Here is a 17909-nt window from a genome sequence, read left to right as displayed (position 1 = left end):
AGGCAGGTACGCGCCTCGAACAGCAGATCGGGTGGGGAGTCCGGCACGCTGCCTGCGACGTCGCCTCACCATGGCTCGCTCCTGTCGCCTGGCAGCTCATCCACGGCGCTCCCCACGCAGGACTCCAGAGGGATCGAAGACAGACCGAGAGTCTGTCTTCGATCCCTGCTTTCGGAGTTGTGTGGGGCCGGCGCGGCGATCTGCGGCGTTGTCGTCGGTCACCATGGCTCCGCCATGGCTCTCTCCTCCGCCTGGCAGCTCATCCATGCCGCTCCCCGCTCAGGACTCCAGAGGGACCGAAGACAGACTCTGAGTCGGTTCCTGCTGCTCGGCGTACCTGATCGGGGTGCGGAGTCGGCCTCGTCGCGTGCGGTTTCTCGGGTCGCTTCCGACGTCGACTGTCGCCGATCTCGGCCGGGGTGGAACGCCAGGCCCGTCGCATCCGTTTCCTGCGTCGCCCGAGCCGCCCGGGGCTCGGTCCGCGTGCGGACCCGACGCGCACCCGGTGTGGGCTGCCCGCTCGTCGTCCGCTCCGGTGCGCAGCAGGCAGCGGAGGAAGCATCCGGCGTCTCGACTCCTCGGGCCCGGAAACGGGGTCGGGCTCGGCACAGTCGGTGCCGTCCCGCGTCGCCGTTCCGGCACCGCACCGCGCAGCTGGACGATGGCTGCCGGGTCACCGGGGCTTCCGCAGGCCGGATCGGGTCGACGCCGCGCCCGGCTCGTGATCAGCTTCGGGTACCGCGCTGACCGCGTCCGGTCAGTTCCTCGGCTACCGCCTCGGCGGCCCGCCGCAGGGCGGGAAGCAGCGCCGCCTCGCCGATCCGCTGCATGCGGTCCTGCGGACCGCTCACCGAGACCGCGGTGGGCGTGTCTGCGGTCGGCACGGCCACCGCGAGGCAGCGCACCCCGAGTTCCTGTTCCTGAGCGTCGATCGCGTGGCCCGTGCGACGGATCTGCCGCAGCTCGTCGATCAGCGCGTCGGGCGTGGTGATGGTGTGCTCGGTCTGTGCAGGCATCCCGGCGCTGCGGACGAGGTCCAACGCCTGCTCCTCCGGGAGCAGCGCGAGCACCGCCTTGCCCACCGCGGTGCTGTGTGCGGGCACCCGCCTGCCGACCTCGGTGAACATCCGCATCGAATGAGGCGACGGCGCCTGGGCCACGTAGACGAGCTGGCTGCCCTCCAACACCGCGAGGTTGGCGGTCTCGCCGGTCGCCTCGGTCAGCTCCGCCAGCCGGGGGCGGGCCCAGGTGCCCAGTGCCCGTCCGGCGGTCTCGCCGAGCCGGATCAGTCGCGAGCCCAGCGCATAGCGCCGGTCTGGTCGTCGGCGGACGTAGCCGCACTGCACGAGGGTGCCGAGCAGCCGGTGGATGGTGGGCATCGGAAGTCCGGCGGCCTCGGCGAGTCGGCTGAGTGTCATCTCGCCCCCCGCGTCCGCCAGCAGCTCCAGCAGCCGGATGCCGCGCTCGACCGACTGCACCCCGCCTGCCTGCGCGGGCCCGGTCGGTGCAGGACCGCGCTGTCCTGAAGCGATCTGGTCGGGGTCGTCTGGGGACATCCGAATGGGACTCCGCTTCTGTCCGGTCGGCGAGGTTCTTCTCGGGCCCGCTCCGAGCAGCTAGTCTAGCTATCGCAGTTCGGAAACATAGTTCCACAATGCGGAAAAGGGAGTGCTCATGTCCGATCAGACCGAGCAGGGCGCCCAGGTGCTGGGAGCGCCTGTCGAGCGCGGCGAGGAGATCCTGACGCCCGAGGCGCTGCGTTTCCTCGCCGGTCTGCATCGTCGTTTCGACCCGCGACGACGGGAGCTGCTGTCCAGACGAGTCCTGCGCAGAGAGGACGCGGTCCGCCGTGGCGGCCTGGACTTTTCGCCCGAGACGGCCGAGATCCGGGAGTCCGACTGGCGGGTCGCACCCGCACCTGCGGACCTGCGTGATCGCCGGGTCGAGATCACCGGTCCCACCGAGCGCAAGATGACGATCAACGCACTCAACTCCGGCGCGGAGGTCTGGCTGGCCGATCTGGAGGACGCCAACACCCCGCACTGGGAGAACGTCGTGGGCGGGCAGATCAACCTGTTCGACGCCGTACGACGGACGATCTCGCATACCGGTCCGGACGGGCGCTCGTACACCCTGCGCGAGGACGTCGACCCCGCCGTCATCGTCGTGCGCCCCCGAGGCTGGCACCTGTCGGAACGACACCTGCGCGTCGACGGCGAGCCGATCGCCGGGGCACTGGTCGACTTCGGCCTGCACTTCTTCCACAACGCCGCCGAGCTGCTGGCCAGGGGAAGCGGCCCGTACTACTACCTGCCGAAGCTCGAGAGCAGCCTGGAGGCCCGACTGTGGAACGAGGTCTTCGTCCACGCCCAGCAGGAGCTGCGGGTGCCGGTGGGCAGCGTCCGGGCCACCGTGCTGATCGAGACGATCCCGGCCGCCTTCGAGATGGACGAGATCCTCTACGAGCTGCGTGAGCACGCCGCCGGACTGAACGCCGGACGCTGGGACTACCTGTTCAGCATCATCAAGACCTTCCGCGACGCGGGCGCGTCCTTCGTGCTTCCCGATCGCAGCGGCGTCACGATGACCGCCCCCTTCATGCGTGCCTACACCGAACTGCTGGTCCGCACCTGCCATCGACGGGGCGCGCACGCCATCGGCGGCATGGCGGCCTTCATCCCGAACCGGCGGGACGAGCAGGCCACCGCCACCGCCCTGGCGAAGGTGCGCGAAGACAAGGAACGCGAGGCGGCCGACGGCTTCGACGGCTCCTGGGTCGCCCACCCGGACCTCGTCCCGCTGTGCCGGGAGGTCTTCGACAAGGCCTTGGGCGACGCGCCGAACCAGCTTGATCGCACCAGGGACGACGTGCGTGTCGCGCCACGACAACTGCTCGACGTCGCCTCGGCGGGCGGCGCCGTCACCGAGGGCGGGCTGCGCGCGGCCGTCGACGTCGGCATCCGATACCTCGTCGCCTGGCTCGGCGGCAACGGAGCCGTCGCGATCCACAACCTGATGGAGGACGCGGCCACGGCGGAGATCTCTCGCTCGCAGCTCTGGCAGTGGGTGCACAACGGGGTGCAGCTCGACACGGGCGCCACCGTGGACGTCGAGCTGGTGCGCGAGGCCGCGCAGCAGGTTCGTGAGTCGCTGCTGGCCGAACTGCCCGCCGACCAGGCGGACCGGCTCGACGAGGCGGTGGAGCTGTTCGAGGAGGTCGCCCTCGCCGAGCGGTTCGTGGACTTCCTCACCCTGCCCGCGACGGAGCTGCTGCCCTAGCAACCGGCGCGTCGACCGTGCGGCGCGTCGACCGTGCGGCGGGTCGACCGTGCGGCGTCCGGGCAGTCCGCCCGGTCGACCCTCGGTGCTGCGCCGCCGGTCGGTCTCGGTGTTGCTCGGAGCGGCGGGCTCGCCTGTGCAGATCCGGCTACGCCGTCGATCGACAGCGCGTTCGGCGCGTGCCGGCGTGGGGACCGGCCGGCCGGGCGGAGCGGGCCGGCCGTGGGCTCCTAGGCTCTCCCTCGTGTTGTTGCTGGCCATCGATACGTCCACCCCTGCGGTGACCGCGGGGCTGGTCGAACTCGACCCTCGGTCCGCACCACGACTGCTGGCCGAGCAGATCGTGGTGGACCCGCGAGCCCACGGTGAGCTGCTCACCCCGCTGATCTCCTCCGCCGTCCAGACGGCGGGGCGCACGCTCGCCGACCTCGATGTGATCGCCTGCGGCGTCGGACCGGGCCCCTTCACCGGGCTGCGAGTCGGCATGGTCACCGCGGCCGCGCTGGGCGACGCCCTGGACCGACCCGTGTATCCGGTCTGCTCGCTGGACGCCGTGCGGGCGGCCTGCGTCGCCGAACCCGCGACGCAGGCCGAGTCGGGCTCGGGTTCCGCCGCCGATGCGCACTCGGTCGGATCGCTGCTGGTGGTCAGCGACGCGCGCCGCCGCGAGCTGTACTGGGCGAGGTACGACGCCGACGGCGTTCGGACCCACGGACCGGAGGTCGCCGCCCCGGACGCCCTGGCCGAGCGGCTGCCAGACCTCGACGTCGCCGCGCTGGCGGGACCGCAGGCGAGCCAGGCGGCCGAGCGATTCGCCCTTCCGGTGCACGCCACGACGGGGCCGACCCCGCTGGGCCTGGCACTGGTGGCGGCCGAGGCCGCCCTGGCGCAGCGGAGCCCGGAACCGCTGGTGCCCCTGTACCTGCGCAGGCCCGACGCCGTCGCACCCGGCGCCCCCAAGCGGGTGAGCCCGCGATGACCTTCCGACTCGTTCCGTTGACCGAGTCCGACCTGTCCCGCTGCGCGGAGCTGGAGGCTCGGCTCTTCCGGGGCGATGATCCATGGCGGGAGTCCGCCTTCCGGGCCGAGCTGGCGGCCGGTCATCTGTACCTGGCGGCTCGGCGCGGAGCCGAGCAGGACGAGGTCCCCGGCCCGGCGGGCCTGATCGGCTACGCGGGCCTGGCGGTGGTGGGTCGGGCGCCGGACTTCGAGGCCGAGGTGCACACCATCGCGGTCGACCCCGACTACCAGGGCGGCGGTGTCGGCACGGCCCTGCTGCGCGCGCTGCTGCGGCGGGCCGACGAGGTGAGCGCCACGACCTTCCTGGAGGTCCGCACCGACAACCGGCAGGCGATCACGCTGTACGAGCGTCACGGCTTCGAGGTGGTCGGCCTGCGGAAGCGGTACTACCAGCCGTCGGGAGCGGACGCCTACACCATGCGTCGGCCCGCGCAGCCCCCGCAGCGCAACGCCGCAGCGGGATCGGACCTGGGATCGGACGCAGGATCGGACGAGGAGACCGTGCGATGACCAGGCCGAACAGCCGACCCGAGTCGATCGTGCTCGGCATCGAGAGTTCCTGTGACGAGACCGGTGTCGGCCTGGTCGGGCTGCACACCGACGGCTCGGTCGAGCTGCTGGCCGACGCCGTCGCCTCCAGCGTCGAACAACACGCCAGGTTCGGCGGCGTGGTGCCGGAGGTGGCGAGCCGGGCGCACCTGGAGTCGATGGTCCCGATGGTGCGCAAGGCTTTCGCCGACGCCGGCCTGCGGCTCTCCGACGTCGACGCCATCGCGGTGACCGCCGGGCCGGGCCTGGCAGGCGCACTGCTCGTCGGCGTGTCGGCCGCCAAGGCCTACGCCGCCGCGCTCGACCGGCCGCTCTACGGCGTCAATCACCTGGCGGGACACGTCGCCGTCGACACACTGGAGCACGGCCCGCTGCCCTCGCCGAGCCTGGCACTCCTCGTCTCCGGCGGGCACACCCAGCTGCTGCTCGTCGAGGACGTCGCGAGCTCGATCACCGAACTCGGCTCGACCATCGACGACGCGGCGGGTGAGGCCTACGACAAGGTGGCCCGACTGCTGGAGCTGCCCTATCCCGGCGGACCGCCGATCGACGCGGCGGCCCGACGCGGCGATCCGAGCGCCATCGCCTTCCCTCGGGGGCTGACCGGACCGAAGGATGCTCGGCACGACTTCTCGTTCTCCGGTTTGAAGACGGCCGTGGCCCGCTGGGTCGAGCAGCGGCAGGCCGCAGGCGAGCCGGTGCCGGTCGACGACGTGGCCGCCTCCTTCCAGGAGGCCGTGGCGGACGTGCTGACTGCCAAGGCCGTGCGTGCCGCCCAGGACCACGGTGTGCGGACCATGGTCATCTCCGGCGGGGTGGCGGCGAACTCGCGGCTGGGGGAGCTTGCCGCGAGCCGCTGTGCGGCCGCGGGCATCGAGCTGCGCGTCCCCCGGCCGAGGCTGTGCACCGACAACGGGGCGATGATCGCCGCGTTGGGTGCCCGACTGCTCGCGGCAGGCGCTCCTCCCTCGCCGCCGGACTTCGGCGCCGACCCCGCCCTCCCGGTCGGCACCATCCTCGTCTGAGGTCGCTGGCTGCGGTCGCCGTCGGGGTGGGGCGCGGCGAACACTCTCCTTGCGGGCTTGCGGGCTTGCGGGCTTGCGGGCTTGCGGGCTTGCGGGCTTGCGGGCTTGCGGGCTTGCGGGCTTGCGGGCTTGCGGGCTTGCGGGCTTGCGGGCCGCGCCACGGTGCGTGTCGATGGTCGCGTCGTCGCCGAAGATCGCGATCCGATCGGGATCGGCGTCGCCCTGCCGCACGGCCCACGTCCGGGGCGGCCGTCGGGCTTGATCGTCGCGAGGACGCCGAGGCGGGCCTCGGCGAGCAGGGTGCGCTGGTCGAACGGGCCGGCATTCGCCGCCTGCGCGGCGTTCGCCCGGTACGTTCGGACGAACGCCACGCAGGCCGCCTGTTCTTCGCCCGCCTGCCAGGCGGGGACGGCCGAGGAGGGCTGCCGTCCCGGTGGAACGCCGCCGTGAGCCGTCGTCGACCAGGGACAGGGACTTCGTGGGGATGCGAGGATTGATCACGCCATCATGATCGAACAGATGTTCGATTGAGGCAAGATATCGATCGAGTGGATCTCCTGCCCGTGCGCCTCCCGGTGCGACTCGACTCACACCTCGTGCAGCGTCGCCTCCCGATCCGGCACCACGAAGGACGCCCTGGTGTGCACGGGCGCACCGGTCCGGCTCACCTGCGGCACCACCCGGAAGTCGGCCCGCAGCTCGTCACGGGTGATCCGGGTGCGGACGTAGCCGCGCTGCGCGTTGTAGAACTTGATGTGCGGGTTGAGTCGCACGCTCTCGTTGTCGGACGGGTCGGAGTCGGCGCCGTCCCCGCCCGAGGTGATCGAGGAGCACACCAGCTCGGTGCCGATCGAGCGCGACGCCGGGTCGTCGTAGTCGAGCTTCAGCTCGTTCGCCCAGTGGGTGTGCACGTCGCCGGTGAGGACGACGGCGTTGCGGACGCCCGCGTCCACCCAGCCGCGGGTCACGCGGTCTCGCGATGCCGAATAGCCGTCCCAGGCGTCCATGCTGTTCGCCCCGGCCGCGTTCTCCCGCTGAGCGAAGAACACCTGCTGGCCGAGCACGTCCCAGCGCGCCCTGGAGCGGCGGAAGCCGTCCAGCAGCCAGGCCTCCTGCTCGGCACCGGTGATGCTGCGACTCGGCTCGCCCGCCGCGTCGCAGTCCTTCCAACCGTCCTCGCAGGCCTGATCATCGCGGTACTGCCGAGTGTCCAGCATGTGGAAGTTCGCCAGGCCGCCCCACCGGATGCTGCGATACAGCCGGATGTCGACGCCCGAGGGCACCGAGCTGCGCCGCAGCGGCATGTTCTCGTAGTAGGCCTGCGCGGCCGCGATACGGCGGGCGGCGAAGTCGGGCTGCGGAATGTCCGGCCGCTCCGGGACGTCGGCGGCCCAGTTGTTGTCGATCTCGTGGTCGTCCCAGACCACCAGCCACGGCGCGACCGCATGCGCGACCTGGAGATCCGGGTCGGTCTTGTACTGGGCGTGGCGCTGTCGGTAGTTCGCCAGCGTCTCGGTCTCGGGCCCGTCGTGGTCCCGGACGTTGCCGCCCGGCGCGACGTAGCTGTCCGCCCGATGCTCGTACTGGTAGTCGCCGAGGTGCAGCACCAGGTCAGGCTCCTCCTCGGCCAGCCTGCGATACGCGGTGAAGTAGCCGTGCTCGTACTGGGCGCAGGAGGCGAAGCACATGCTCAGGCCCGCGCCGACGACGCCCCGTTCTGGTGCGGTCCGCGTCCGCCCGACCGGCGAGTGGTGCCCGCCCGTCCGGAATCGATAGAAGTACTCCGTCCCCGACCGCAGGCCGGACAGTTCCACGTGGACGCTGTGTCCCAGTTCCGGTCTGGCGTGCTCGGCGCCGCGTCGCACCACTCGACGGAAGCGCTCGTCGGTCGCCAGCTCCCACTGCACTCTGACGCTGCGGGCGGGCATCCCGCCCATGCCGTCCTCGGCCAGCGGCTCCGGGGCGAGCCGAGTCCAGAGCACGAACCCGTCCGGGAAGGGGTCCCCGGAGGCGACGCCGAGAGTGAACGGGTCTCGACGCCCGCCTGCCGTCGTCGAATCGGACGGGGCACCCGAGGTGCCCTGGCGGCCCGCCGCCCAGCTCGCAGCCGGGGCGATGACGGTGAGGCCTGCTGCGGCGGTGCCTGCGACCAGCATCGATCGGCGGGATAACGCGGAGCGGGCGGGAAGCGCGAGAGCGGGTGGGGTACTGCGTTCGGTCACGTCGTTCCTCCTGTAGCGGGATCTTGACAGGCGAACCTGCTGTCGCCCAGCCCAGTCGAGGCTGCTGGACCCGCGTGGCGTGGCCGTCCACACCAGGTGATGCGTCGATCACGATTCGGTGAACGGCAAGGGGGCGACCGGACGTCGCGACGACGGGTTCCGGGACCGTCAGGACCCGGCGACCGTTCGGGACGCCTGCCTTGCCGTCGGAGGATCAGACCTCTGTTGCGCTCACGCGGTGATGTCTCGCGGCGGGACGAGATCGTCGGCCGGCTGCGGCAGCGGGGAACCACGGCACCTGTCATCAGCGAGCAGCAGTTCACTTCGACATGTCGACCGTTGGTGTGTTCCTCGGTCGAGCGCAGCGTCATCCGATGACTCACTCGATAGCCTGTGGATCATGTATCGAAGCGAGGGCCGCCTGCGGTTCGTCGTCGTGGGCACGCCGGTCGTCGCAGGCAGCGGACGACGATCCGGTCGCGCAGGCGGGCGGGCAGATCCTCATCCTGGCGGACTGAGCCGTTCCCGTCGGTGACGACGCTGCGATGCGGGGCCGATGAGGGTCCCGGACGCGCAGGTCCTGAGCCTGCCTATCACCGATGTGCTCGCCGACCTGCTCGCTTCGGCGTCGGCATGACCCCGCCCGCCCTCGAGTGGAGGCAGTCCGCGCGGCGCCTGGCCGCTCGGCTCTGGGAGAGCGACGTCCTGCATGACGACGGGTTACGGGCCGCGATCGAGGCGACTCCGCGGCACGTCTTCGTCCCACGATTCTTCGTACAGGAGCCCACCGGAGCGTGGGTGGCGAGCGACCAGCGGACCCCGGGGTACCTCGACGAGGTCTACCGAGACCGACCACTGGTGACCACGCTCGGCGAACTCTCCGACGGGCAGCGGGTCACGGTGTCCTCGTCGACCACCCCGGGCCTCATGGTGCGGATGATCGAGGCGCTCGAACTCGACGACGCGTCGCGGGTGCTGGAGATCGGCACCGGCACCGGTTACAACGCGGCCCTGTTGACCCGCCTGCTCGGTGCCCGTCAGGTGTTCTCCCTGGACGTCGCAGCCGAACTGATCGAAGCCGCCCGCAGCAGGCTGGCGCGTCTCGGTTTGACACCGACTCTGCTCGCCGCCGACGGCGCCGCAGGACTCCCCGACCACGCCCCGTACGACAGGATCATCGCGACGTGCTCGGTGCGACGGGTGCCGTGGTCGTGGGCCGACCAGACCCGGCCCGGCGGCCTCGTACTGGCGGATCTCAAACCGGCGCTGCACGCGGGAAGCCTCGTCGCACTGCGCCGTCAGGAGGATCGACTCGAGGGTCGGTTCCTCCCCAGGTGGGCGGCATTCATGGCGATGCGCGGTGCGGCGGCTCCTGCCGAGATCGTCGAGGTGCGACGCGGCGAGGAGGGCGCGCGCGGAACGACGTCGCTCGGCTCGGACCCGGCGAGTGAGCTCGTGCCGTGGTTTCTGGTGCAGGCGGAGCTGCCGCGCATCGTCGCCACCGGCCTGCGCGGCCGCGCTCCGGACGGTCGGCCGAGCTGGTCGACGGTGGCCGCCGAGGACGGCTCGTGGTGCGAGGTGGCAATGCAGGCGGACGGCACGGGGAGTCGAGTCACCAGGCAGGGCGGGCCGGTGCGGATCTGGGATCGCTTCGAGCGAGTCGTCTGCGAGTGGGAGAACCTCGGTCGCCCAGGATGGGGGCGGTTCGGGCTGACGGTTCGGCCCGACGGCTCGCACATCGTGTGGCTCGACGATCCCGCGAGCCCACATCGCCGGGTGCTGCCGCCCACTGAGTGACGCCGTGGCCTCGGTGCCGGGTGGCCGATCACCGGAGTTCGGCTTCGATGTGCTGCGGGTGGTGGCGGGAATCCCGGGGAACCGACCCCAACTCTCGGCGACGTCCGGGTAGGCGCGGGTCTCGGCTCCGGGCGGGTCCGTCTGCTCCGCCGCGCCTCGTGAGCGGGACCGACCGGCCACTGTGGAGGGCTGCCGTACCCGCGCGTCTCTGCCCGAGGTGCCGTCGGCGACAGGTGATCTGCCTCTCACGACTCGGTGACCGTAGGGTGGTGCATCTGGGCCTGCCTGCGGCGGATCAGGCTCTGCCGTCCGGCGGGTCTCCCTCTGCTCGAGCGATGACGGGCCGGGTGAGTGCCCCCCGGCGTTGATGATTGGCACTCCCCTCGGTAGAGTGCCAGTCATACGGCGCTGAACCGCCCCGGCACCCGCGACGGCGGGGTGGCAGGAGCCGTCAAATCCTGCCAACGCTTCCGAGGCCCCAGAAGGTGGAGGTCACATCGTGGCGAGCGTGAACATCAAGCCACTTGAGGACAAGATCGTCGTCCAGGCGAGTGAGGCCGAGACGACGACCGCGTCCGGGCTCGTCATCCCGGACACGGCCAAGGAGAAGCCCCAGGAGGGCAAGGTCCTGGCCGTCGGACCGGGTCGTGTCGACGACAACGGCAACCGCGTCCCGCTGGACGTCGCCGTCGGTGACGTCGTCATCTACTCGAAGTACGGCGGCACTGAGGTCAAGTACAACGGCGAGGAGTACCTGATCCTCTCCGCGCGCGACGTGCTGGCCGTCGTGAACTGACGAGTTCATGACAGAGCCCGTCTCCGGCCTCCTCCTGTCGTGACAGGAGCGCAGGGATCAGAGACAGGCTCTCAGGTCGACTACGCACCGCCCCGGCGGTCCCGGACCCTCGGGATCTCCGGGGCGGTCGCGTCTTCCCCCCTGGTTGTATCTGGACCCGCGCAGGTGGTCCGCGCCCTGCTGGTCACCCCCGTGGTCCTCCAGGCACGCTTCAACACCCCTTGAGAGGGACCAGAGAATGGCTGCAAAGCAGATCCGGTTCGACGAGCAGGCTCGACGCTCGCTGGAGAGCGGTGTCAACAAGCTCGCCGACACAGTCAAGGTCACGCTCGGCCCGCGCGGCAGGCACGTCGTGCTGGACAAGAAGTTCGGCGCGCCGACGATCACCCTCGACGGTGTGACCGTCGCTCGCGAGGTGGAGCTCGAAGACCCCTACGAGAACCTGGGCGCTCAGCTCGCCAAGAGCGTCGCGACCAAGACCAACGACGCGGCGGGTGACGGCACCACCACGGCCACCGTGCTGGCCCAGGCGCTGGTCCGGGAGGGCCTGCGCAACGTGGCGGCAGGTGCGAACCCGATGGTGCTCGGCAAGGGCATCCAGGCCGCCGCCGACGCCGTGGTCGAGACCCTGAAGGCCAAGGCCACCCCGGTCAAGGGCCGCGACAACATCGCGCAGGTCGGTCAGGTTGTCTCGCGGGACGAGACGATCGGCGCCCTGCTCGGCGAGGCCATCGAGCGGGTCGGCGAGGACGGCGTCGTCACCATCGAGGAAGCCTCGACGATGTCCACCTGGCTGGAGGTGACCGAGGGCGTCCAGTTCGACAAGGGCTTCCTCTCGCCGCACTTCGTCACCGACGCCGACCGCCAGGAGGCGGTGCTGGAGAACGCCCTGGTGCTGTTGTACCGGGAGAAGATCTCCGCGCTGGCCGACTTCCTGCCTCTGCTGGAGAAGGTCGTCGAGGCGGGCAAGCCGCTGCTGATCATCGCCGAGGACATTGAGGGCGAGGCCCTGTCCACCCTGGTGGTCAACTCGATCCGCAAGACCGTGCGCGTCGTCGCGGTCAAGGCGCCGTACTTCGGCGACCGCCGCAAGGCGTTCCTGGACGACCTCGGCGTGGTCACCGGCGCGCAGGTCGTCGCGTCCGAGGTCGGGATGAAGCTGGCCGACTCCGGGCTCGACGTGCTGGGCACCGTTCGCCGCGTGGTGGTCACCAAGGACGACACCACCCTGGTGGACGGCGCAGGCACCCGCGCCGACATCGACTCGCGCGTGGAGCAGCTGCGTCGTGAGATCGCGGCGACCGACTCCGAGTGGGACCGCGAGAAGCTTCAGGAGCGGCTGGCCAAGCTCTCCGGCGGCATCGCGGTGATCAAGGTCGGCGCGGCCACCGAGATCGAGGTCAAGGAGCGCAAGCACCGGATCGAGGACGCGATCGCGGCCACGAAGGCGGCCGTCGAAGAGGGAATCATCCCCGGCGGCGGGTCCAGCCTGGTGCACGCGGCCAAGGAGCTCGAAGGCGGCCTCGGCCTCACCGGCGACGAGGCGACCGGCGTTGCGCTCGTGCGGGCCGCGCTGAGTGCCCCGCTGTTCTGGATCGCCTCCAACGCGGGCGAGGAGGGCGCCGTGGTGGTCTCCAAGGTCGCCGAGCAGAGCTGGGGCGGCGGCTTCGACGCCGCGAGCCTCACCTACCGCGACCTGTTCGATGCGGGCATCGTCGACCCGGTGAAGGTCACCAGGTCCGCCGTGGTCAACGCCGCTTCGATCGCGCGCATGATCCTCACGACGGAGAGCGCCGTCGTCGAGCTGTCGGAAGAGGACGCCGCGGCCGGACACGGCCACGGGCACGGCCACTGACCTGGTCGATCACTTCACGAGCTCACACACGGGGCGGCACCGACTCTGCGCGGTGCCGCCCCGTCATGTGTGAACTCCGGACCGGAAGGGCCCCGAGACGGCCGGATCAGGAGGCGAGCCCCGCCATCCTGCGGCTCTTGGACTTGATCAGCAGCGTTCGCTCGGCCTCGGACAGGCCGCCCCAGATGCCGTACGGCTCTTGAACCGCCAACGCGTGCTGCCTGCACTGTTCGAGCACCGGGCACTGCTGGCACACCTCTTTCGCCCTTGCCTCCCGCCGTGACCTCGCCGGACCTCTCTCGCCGTCCGGATGGAAGAAGAAGGCGCTGTCCATGCCTCTGCATGAGCCCTGAAGCTGCCAATCCCACAGGTCCGCGTTCGGCCCTGGCAGCCGCCGAGTGTCGGCCATTTGTCGACCACCTCCCCGCAAGTGGTGCACTTGTCGCGAGTGCGACCGCACCCCCGTATGGGGATCTACGCTAGAACCGCGCCATAACTTGTTCAAGACCCTTCGCTCCATAAGTTGTTCACACTAATGGGCGTTATCCTGTGGCGCGGAGCACTTCGTGCCCCTGTGACAGCCGAGAACAGGTGATCAGATCACCGCCCAGACGACCGGAACGGACATGGCCTCGTGAGCACGCAGCCAGGACCCGACGACGGTGGTGAGACCGACGAGGGCTGCGTGGCTCCGCTTGGCGAGATCGAGCCGCTGCCCGCCACGACCAGTGACGAGCCGACTCTCACCGTCGCCGCGGTCGCCCGTCGGCTCGGCGTCGCGCCCGCCACTCTGCGCACCTGGGACCGGCGCTACGGCCTGGGCCCGAGCGGGCACACCAGCGGAAGACACCGTCGGTACGGCCCGCTGGACGTCGCGCGGCTCGAGCTGATGCAGCACGCGCTGTTGCGGGGCGCCTCGCCCGCCGAGGCGGCGCGGTATGCCCTGAGCACCTCCTCGCCTGCGCCGAGGGTCGCGCCTGAGGCGGAGTCGACCTCGGTTCGGGTGACCGGACGGGTCGTGGAGACCGACGAGACGCTGCCGCAGCCTCCTCGGCCCCGGCTGGTCCACGATGCGGGACGCCTCGGTGCGGAGCCGGGGGGGTCCGCAGCCGCGACCGCCTCGTCGCCTCAGGGCGGCTCCTCGGCGACCGACGCGGCCTCGACGGCCGCCGACGGTCCGCTGCCGGGGCTGACCTCCGGACTGCTCTCCGGCGGCCTGGATCTGCCCTCCTTCGAACACCGGGCCCGGTCCGGCGGTCGCGGGCTGCGGCTGCCGGGTGCGAGCAGCCGAGCCAGGGGGCTCGGCCGCGCGGTGACGGCGATGGACTCCTGGTCGGTGAACCGGCTGCTGCTGGAGGCACTGCACGAGGACGGCGTGCTGACGGTGTGGCAGGAGCTGGCCGAGCCGGTGCTCGCCGCGTTGAACGAACGGTGGGAGCACTCCGGCGAGGGCCGGGAGATGACCCGGCTGTTGAGCGAGTGCCTGGTCACCGTGATGAGCACCGTGACGGCCGGGGCGGCCGAGCCGAGGACGGCGAGGTCGGTGCTGCTCGTCGGTGCTCCCGGCGAGTCGCACGGCCTCCCGATGTACGTGTTGGCGGCCGAGCTGTCCCAGCGGCGACTCGGGGCGAGGCTGCTGGGTGTCGGGCTGCCGATGGACGGGGTGGTCGCGGCAGTGCGGCGGGTAGCCCCCGCCGCGATGGTCCTGTGGGCGCAGCGACCGCGCTGCGGCGATCCCGGGGTGTTCGAGGCCCTGCCGAGGACCCGGCAGCGGGTGCGGCTGTTCGCGGGCGGGCCTGGTTGGGACCAGAGCACCCTCCCGAGCCGGGTGGAGGCTGTGACGGAGCTCGCATCCGCGGTGGACCTCATCGAGCGAACCGTCGTGGTCCGGGGCGGGCGCGGGTAGTCGTCCTCGTCCTTACCAGGGGTGATCGCGCAGGCCCGGCCGGGAAAACCCCGCGTTTTCGTCGGTCTTCTGGGTAGGGTCGGGTGTGCTCCATTCCGGTGAACCTCAGGTGGCTACCCGATGGAGCAAGTACTTGACGGATTAAGCACCAGATCGGGTCAAGGTTTGGCGACCGGCGTCCGATAGGGAAGTGGAACGTCACTCGGCTGCAGGAAGGAGTTCCCGTGACGACGGTCTTGATCTGCGATGACCGGCGGAGCGTCCGGGAGGGGCTCACTCGCGTGATGTCGGCGGTCCCGGGTGTGAGCCGGATCGATTGTGTAGCCCATGGTGACGAGCTGCTCGCTCGTTTCTCCAGGCAGGCTGTCGATGTCGTGCTGGTGGGAACGCAGCGCGCCGTGCCAACGGGCGTGGAGGCCACCAGGCGGCTCGTCTCGGCTCACCCACAGGCTAACGTCATCGTCTTCGGCGCCCCGGACGACGCGGGCAGCATCGCTGCCGCGATCGCGGGTGGAGCGCGCGGTTACCTGCGATGGGACGCCTCGCGTCCCGAGCTGGTCGCCGCCTTGGCGCACACGCTGGCGAGCACTGCGGTGCCCGCTCCGCGTCAGCCCTCTGATCCGGGAGTCCAGCTCACCGAGCGTGAGCTCCAGGTGCTGCGGGGCATGAGCCAGGGAAAGAGCAATGGTCAGATCGGGCGCGAGCTCTATCTGTCCGAGGACACCGTCAAGACACACGCGCGACGTCTGTTCCGCAAGTTGGGCGTGCGCGATCGCGCGCAGGCAGTTGCCCACGGCTTCCGCAGGGGACTCGTCTCCTGACTTCGCGGCACCACTGGCGCCGACCGGCACATGATGCTGGTCGGCGCCTTGTGCTGCGCTCTCACGCTGGTCGTGGCGCGGAGGCATGCGCTGGGTGCCGTGTGTGCGGGGGGTCTGCCGTACGGTTCATCATCGTGTTGAGACACTGGGCCATGCGGTTGTCCTGCCGTCGGTGTGGCTGAGTCGAGGTCGGTCACGACGCGTCGTTCTGGTTAGGTCAGGTGATGTGATGCCCAACTCTCGGACGACACCAGCTTCACCGGTACGGTTGAATCGGCCGGTGCGTTGAGTGACGTACATCAAGCTGACCACCTCACGGACGCTCGCCGGTAACACCAGGGCTGCCTACTGCGATGACTAATTTGGGGGACGGACTGGACGCCGTCGTCGGCGAGGCCGTCGGCGGTAATCGTCGGGCGATCGAACGGTTGTTGGCGGCCATTCGTCCCCTTGTGGTGCGGTACTGCCGTGCCAGGGTCGGTAGACAGGAACGGTCGTCAGCCTCAGCTGACGACGTCGCCCAGGAGGTGTGTCTCGCCGTGCTCACGGCGCTGCCGGGCTACCGCGACCAGGGACGTCCGTTCTTGGCGTTCGTGTACGGCATCGCCTCGCACAAGGTTGCGGATGCACACCGGGCTGCGGCGCGGAACAAGTCCGAGCCGGTGCCCGAGGTTCCTGACGCACCGGGTAACGAGGCTGGTCCGGAGCAGCGGGCCATGCAGGACGAGCTGTCCGGTCGGATGGGAAAACTGCTTCAGGTGCTGCCGCCGAAACAGCGAGAGATCCTGCTGCTTCGGGTGGTCGTCGGGCTCTCCGCCGAGGAGACGGCTGAAGCCGTGGACTCGACGCCCGGCGCGGTGCGAGTCGCCCAGCACCGGGCCCTGACCAGGCTGAGGAAGACGCTCGCCACGGAGGAGGTGGTCTGAAGTGGCCGACAGACACGATGATGACGAGCCCACGTCGGGTGATCGAATCGAGAACGGGAACCCCTCGCCGTCGTCATCTGACGAGACGGGGCACCTCGACGGCTTCGCATCCCAGGCGGAGCCGGAGTCTCCGGCGGAGCACATCGACCTCTCCGCAGTACAGGCCGATGACGCGCTTCTCGACGCGCTCGGCGGAACGGACCCGACGGTCGGCGAGGAGCAGTCCGCCGACCAGGACCTCAGCGCCATGCTGGTCGCGTGGCGGCGAGAGGCCGACGCCGAGCCGTTCGGCGAACTCATCGACATCGACACCGCCGTGGCGACCATCGCCGCCGCCCGGCCTCCGGTGCGGCGCAGGACTCGATTCCTGGTTCCGCTCGCCACTGCTGCCGCCGTGCTCGCCATCGCCTTCACCGGGGTGAGCGTCGCCGCGCGCGAGGCACGCCCCGGCGACACCCTGTGGGGACTGTCCCGCGTGTTGTTCACCGAGCACGCGAACTCGGTGGAGGCGGCCGTCACGGTCCAGGACGAACTGGCCGCGGCCGAGGCCGCGTTGTTCGCGGGCAGGCTCGATCAGGCCGAGGCGGCGCTCGAGCGCGCGGGTGCCTCGCTCGACTCGGTGTCCGACGACGACGGGCATGCCGACCTTCGCGCCACACACGATCGGCTGCGGGACAGGCTCGATCCGGCCGCTCCGCCGCCCGTCGAGGATGACGACGAGGCCGAGGACTCCGAGAACACGACGGGTGGCGGCGAACCGCCGGTGCTGGTCGACACCACCACTGAGCAGCCCCCGCCGACTCAGCCGACCGAAGACTCCGAGCCGACTCCGCCGGACGAGACGACGACCCCGCCGCCGGAGGAGACGACGCCGAGCACACCGCCGACGCCGAGCACTCCGCCGTCGCCCAGTACGCCGTCGGGCAGCGAGCCGGACACCAGCACCGGGTCCCGGACGGAGGACTTCTCGGAGGACTTCTCGACGGTGCCATCCGGCGGCGAGTGATCCCCGGCGAGTGATCCCCGGGGAGTGATTCCCGGGAGCGAAGCCTGGAAGTGCTCTCCGACGGCACCTGCCCGCCGGATCGCCCGGCTCGCCGGGCAGCCCGGCAGCCGGGCGTGGCTCAGGCCTCGGTGGCCTCGGTCGCGCCTGCCGCGTCCGAGTAGCCTCGGCAGTACTCCCAGGTCACGTAGTGATTGGGGTCGGGGTTGTATGCGGGTTCGTGCGGTCGCATGTGACCATCGGCCAGGAGCTGCGTCAGGCTCGATCGGAGCAGCTCCCAGTCGTGATAGTGCGGTTCGGCACAGTCCGCGCAGTCGACGACGATGCCGCGCAGGCCGCGCTGTTCCAGCAAGGCCTGGTAGACCGCCAGGTCAGCGAGGTCGGCCAGCAGTTCGGCCCGTTCGTCTTCGTCGAGTGCTCGGTCGTCGTCGTCCGCAGGCTCGCCTAGGGCGCGCGCCGGGTCCTCCGGGTCGCTCGCGAACGGATCTGGGGGCAGGGCATCGTGCGGCACGAAGCGCACGGTACCGGGCGAGACCTCGCTGTTGTCGTCGATACCATGGAAGAACCCGCCCCGCGAGGATGTTCACCCTCATACGGTTAACCCTCACACGGAGGACGAGCGGGACATCAGGCAGTCGCACACGCGTGAGGCTTCGCGGCCGACGCGGACGCGGCAGGTGCTTCAGGAAGGCAATTCCCAGTGACCACCA

The 17909-nt window shown here is 70.7% G+C and carries 15 protein-coding genes; 11 read left to right on the top strand and 4 right to left on the bottom strand.

Going from position 1 to position 17909, the window contains the following annotated elements:
- Positions 1-725: 725 nt before the first annotated feature.
- Positions 726-1556: an IclR family transcriptional regulator gene (locus tag UA75_RS28670; RefSeq protein ID WP_083683733.1), complete on the bottom strand. Its 831-nt coding sequence runs from the start codon at positions 1554-1556 to the stop codon at positions 726-728.
- A gap of 118 nt (positions 1557-1674) precedes the next feature.
- On the opposite strand from UA75_RS28670, the gene aceB reads away from it, so the two are divergent.
- From aceB to tsaD, 4 genes are all read left to right on the top strand, one after another.
- The gene (gene aceB / locus UA75_RS28665; protein ID WP_075744325.1) at positions 1675-3279 is read left to right on the top strand and encodes a malate synthase A; all 1605 of its coding nucleotides are present in this window, start codon (positions 1675-1677) and stop codon (positions 3277-3279) included.
- Between the two features lie 244 nt (positions 3280-3523).
- Positions 3524-4258 carry a tRNA (adenosine(37)-N6)-threonylcarbamoyltransferase complex dimerization subunit type 1 TsaB gene (gene tsaB / locus UA75_RS28660; RefSeq protein WP_075742888.1) on the top strand — a complete coding sequence of 245 codons (735 nt, stop codon included), beginning with the start codon at positions 3524-3526 and terminating at the stop codon, positions 4256-4258.
- Positions 4255-4809: a ribosomal protein S18-alanine N-acetyltransferase gene (gene rimI / locus UA75_RS28655; RefSeq protein WP_075742887.1), complete on the top strand. Its 555-nt coding sequence runs from the start codon at positions 4255-4257 to the stop codon at positions 4807-4809. The genes tsaB and rimI overlap by 4 nt, the downstream gene beginning before the upstream one ends.
- Entirely contained in the window at positions 4806-5873 is a 1068-nt protein-coding gene (gene tsaD / locus UA75_RS28650; protein ID WP_075742886.1) for a tRNA (adenosine(37)-N6)-threonylcarbamoyltransferase complex transferase subunit TsaD, read from the top strand. The genes rimI and tsaD overlap by 4 nt, the downstream gene beginning before the upstream one ends.
- Before the next feature lie 587 nt (positions 5874-6460).
- Here tsaD and UA75_RS28645 read toward each other — a convergent pair.
- Positions 6461-8029, bottom strand: coding sequence for an alkaline phosphatase D family protein (locus UA75_RS28645; RefSeq protein WP_075742885.1), 1569 nt, complete (start codon positions 8027-8029; stop codon positions 6461-6463).
- Between the two features lie 699 nt (positions 8030-8728).
- Here UA75_RS28645 and UA75_RS28640 point away from each other — a divergent pair.
- From UA75_RS28640 to groL, 3 genes are all read left to right on the top strand, one after another.
- Complete coding sequence (locus tag UA75_RS28640) at positions 8729-9892, top strand: methyltransferase domain-containing protein (protein WP_075742884.1); 1164 nt, start codon at positions 8729-8731, stop codon at positions 9890-9892.
- Between the two features lie 499 nt (positions 9893-10391).
- Positions 10392-10688: a co-chaperone GroES gene (groES, locus tag UA75_RS28635; protein ID WP_075742883.1), complete on the top strand. Its 297-nt coding sequence runs from the start codon at positions 10392-10394 to the stop codon at positions 10686-10688.
- Between the two features lie 238 nt (positions 10689-10926).
- Positions 10927-12543, top strand: a complete 1617-nt coding sequence (gene groL, locus UA75_RS28630; protein ID WP_075742882.1) for a chaperonin GroEL — start codon at positions 10927-10929, stop codon at positions 12541-12543.
- A gap of 106 nt (positions 12544-12649) precedes the next feature.
- On the opposite strand, the gene UA75_RS28625 is transcribed toward groL, so the two are convergent.
- Positions 12650-12952 carry a WhiB family transcriptional regulator gene (locus UA75_RS28625; protein ID WP_069852475.1) on the bottom strand — a complete coding sequence of 101 codons (303 nt, stop codon included), beginning with the start codon at positions 12950-12952 and terminating at the stop codon, positions 12650-12652.
- Positions 12953-13255: 303 nt separating this feature from the next.
- Here UA75_RS28625 and UA75_RS34810 point away from each other — a divergent pair, with 303 nt between their 5' ends.
- The 4 genes from UA75_RS34810 to UA75_RS28605 all read left to right on the top strand — a co-directional run bounded on the left by UA75_RS34810 (position 13256) and on the right by UA75_RS28605 (position 17202).
- Entirely contained in the window at positions 13256-14449 is a 1194-nt protein-coding gene (locus tag UA75_RS34810) for a MerR family transcriptional regulator (RefSeq protein WP_232237883.1), read from the top strand.
- A gap of 224 nt (positions 14450-14673) precedes the next feature.
- On the top strand, positions 14674-15270 hold the full coding sequence (locus tag UA75_RS28615; RefSeq protein ID WP_069852471.1) for a response regulator transcription factor: 597 nt from the start codon (positions 14674-14676) through the stop codon (positions 15268-15270).
- Between the two features lie 353 nt (positions 15271-15623).
- A complete protein-coding gene (locus tag UA75_RS28610; RefSeq protein WP_075742881.1) occupies positions 15624-16196 on the top strand; it encodes a sigma-70 family RNA polymerase sigma factor in 573 nt (190 codons plus the stop codon).
- 1 nt (position 16197) lies between these two features.
- Complete coding sequence (locus UA75_RS28605; RefSeq protein ID WP_075742880.1) at positions 16198-17202, top strand: anti-sigma-D factor RsdA; 1005 nt, start codon at positions 16198-16200, stop codon at positions 17200-17202.
- Positions 17203-17320: 118 nt separating this feature from the next.
- On the opposite strand, the gene UA75_RS28600 is transcribed toward UA75_RS28605, so the two are convergent.
- A complete protein-coding gene (locus UA75_RS28600; RefSeq protein ID WP_075742879.1) occupies positions 17321-17719 on the bottom strand; it encodes a DUF5319 domain-containing protein in 399 nt (132 codons plus the stop codon).
- Positions 17720-17909 lie beyond the last annotated feature (190 nt).

The sequence above is a fragment of the Actinoalloteichus sp. GBA129-24 genome, assembly GCF_001941645.1.
In the GTDB taxonomy this organism is placed as follows: domain Bacteria; phylum Actinomycetota; class Actinomycetes; order Mycobacteriales; family Pseudonocardiaceae; genus Actinoalloteichus_A; species Actinoalloteichus_A fjordicus.
This window is presented reverse-complemented; position numbering and strand designations above follow the sequence as displayed.

Bases quoted from the DNA above. Each gene is read 5' to 3' on its own strand.
- groL (WP_075742882.1), top strand. From the start codon at position 10,927: ATGGCTGCAAAGCAGATCCGGTTCGACGAGCAGGCTCGACGCTCGCTG.
- UA75_RS28610 (WP_075742881.1), top strand. From the start codon at position 15,624: ATGACTAATTTGGGGGACGGACTGGACGCCGTCGTCGGCGAGGCCGTC.
- tsaD (WP_075742886.1), top strand. From the start codon at position 4,806: ATGACCAGGCCGAACAGCCGACCCGAGTCGATCGTGCTCGGCATCGAG.
- UA75_RS28645 (WP_075742885.1), bottom strand. From the start codon at position 8,029: ATGCTGGTCGCAGGCACCGCCGCAGCAGGCCTCACCGTCATCGCCCCG.
- rimI (WP_075742887.1), top strand. From the start codon at position 4,255: ATGACCTTCCGACTCGTTCCGTTGACCGAGTCCGACCTGTCCCGCTGC.
- UA75_RS28625 (WP_069852475.1), bottom strand. From the start codon at position 12,952: ATGGCCGACACTCGGCGGCTGCCAGGGCCGAACGCGGACCTGTGGGAT.
- UA75_RS28640 (WP_075742884.1), top strand. From the start codon at position 8,729: ATGACCCCGCCCGCCCTCGAGTGGAGGCAGTCCGCGCGGCGCCTGGCC.
- aceB (WP_075744325.1), top strand. From the start codon at position 1,675: ATGTCCGATCAGACCGAGCAGGGCGCCCAGGTGCTGGGAGCGCCTGTC.
- UA75_RS28670 (WP_083683733.1), bottom strand. From the start codon at position 1,556: ATGTCCCCAGACGACCCCGACCAGATCGCTTCAGGACAGCGCGGTCCT.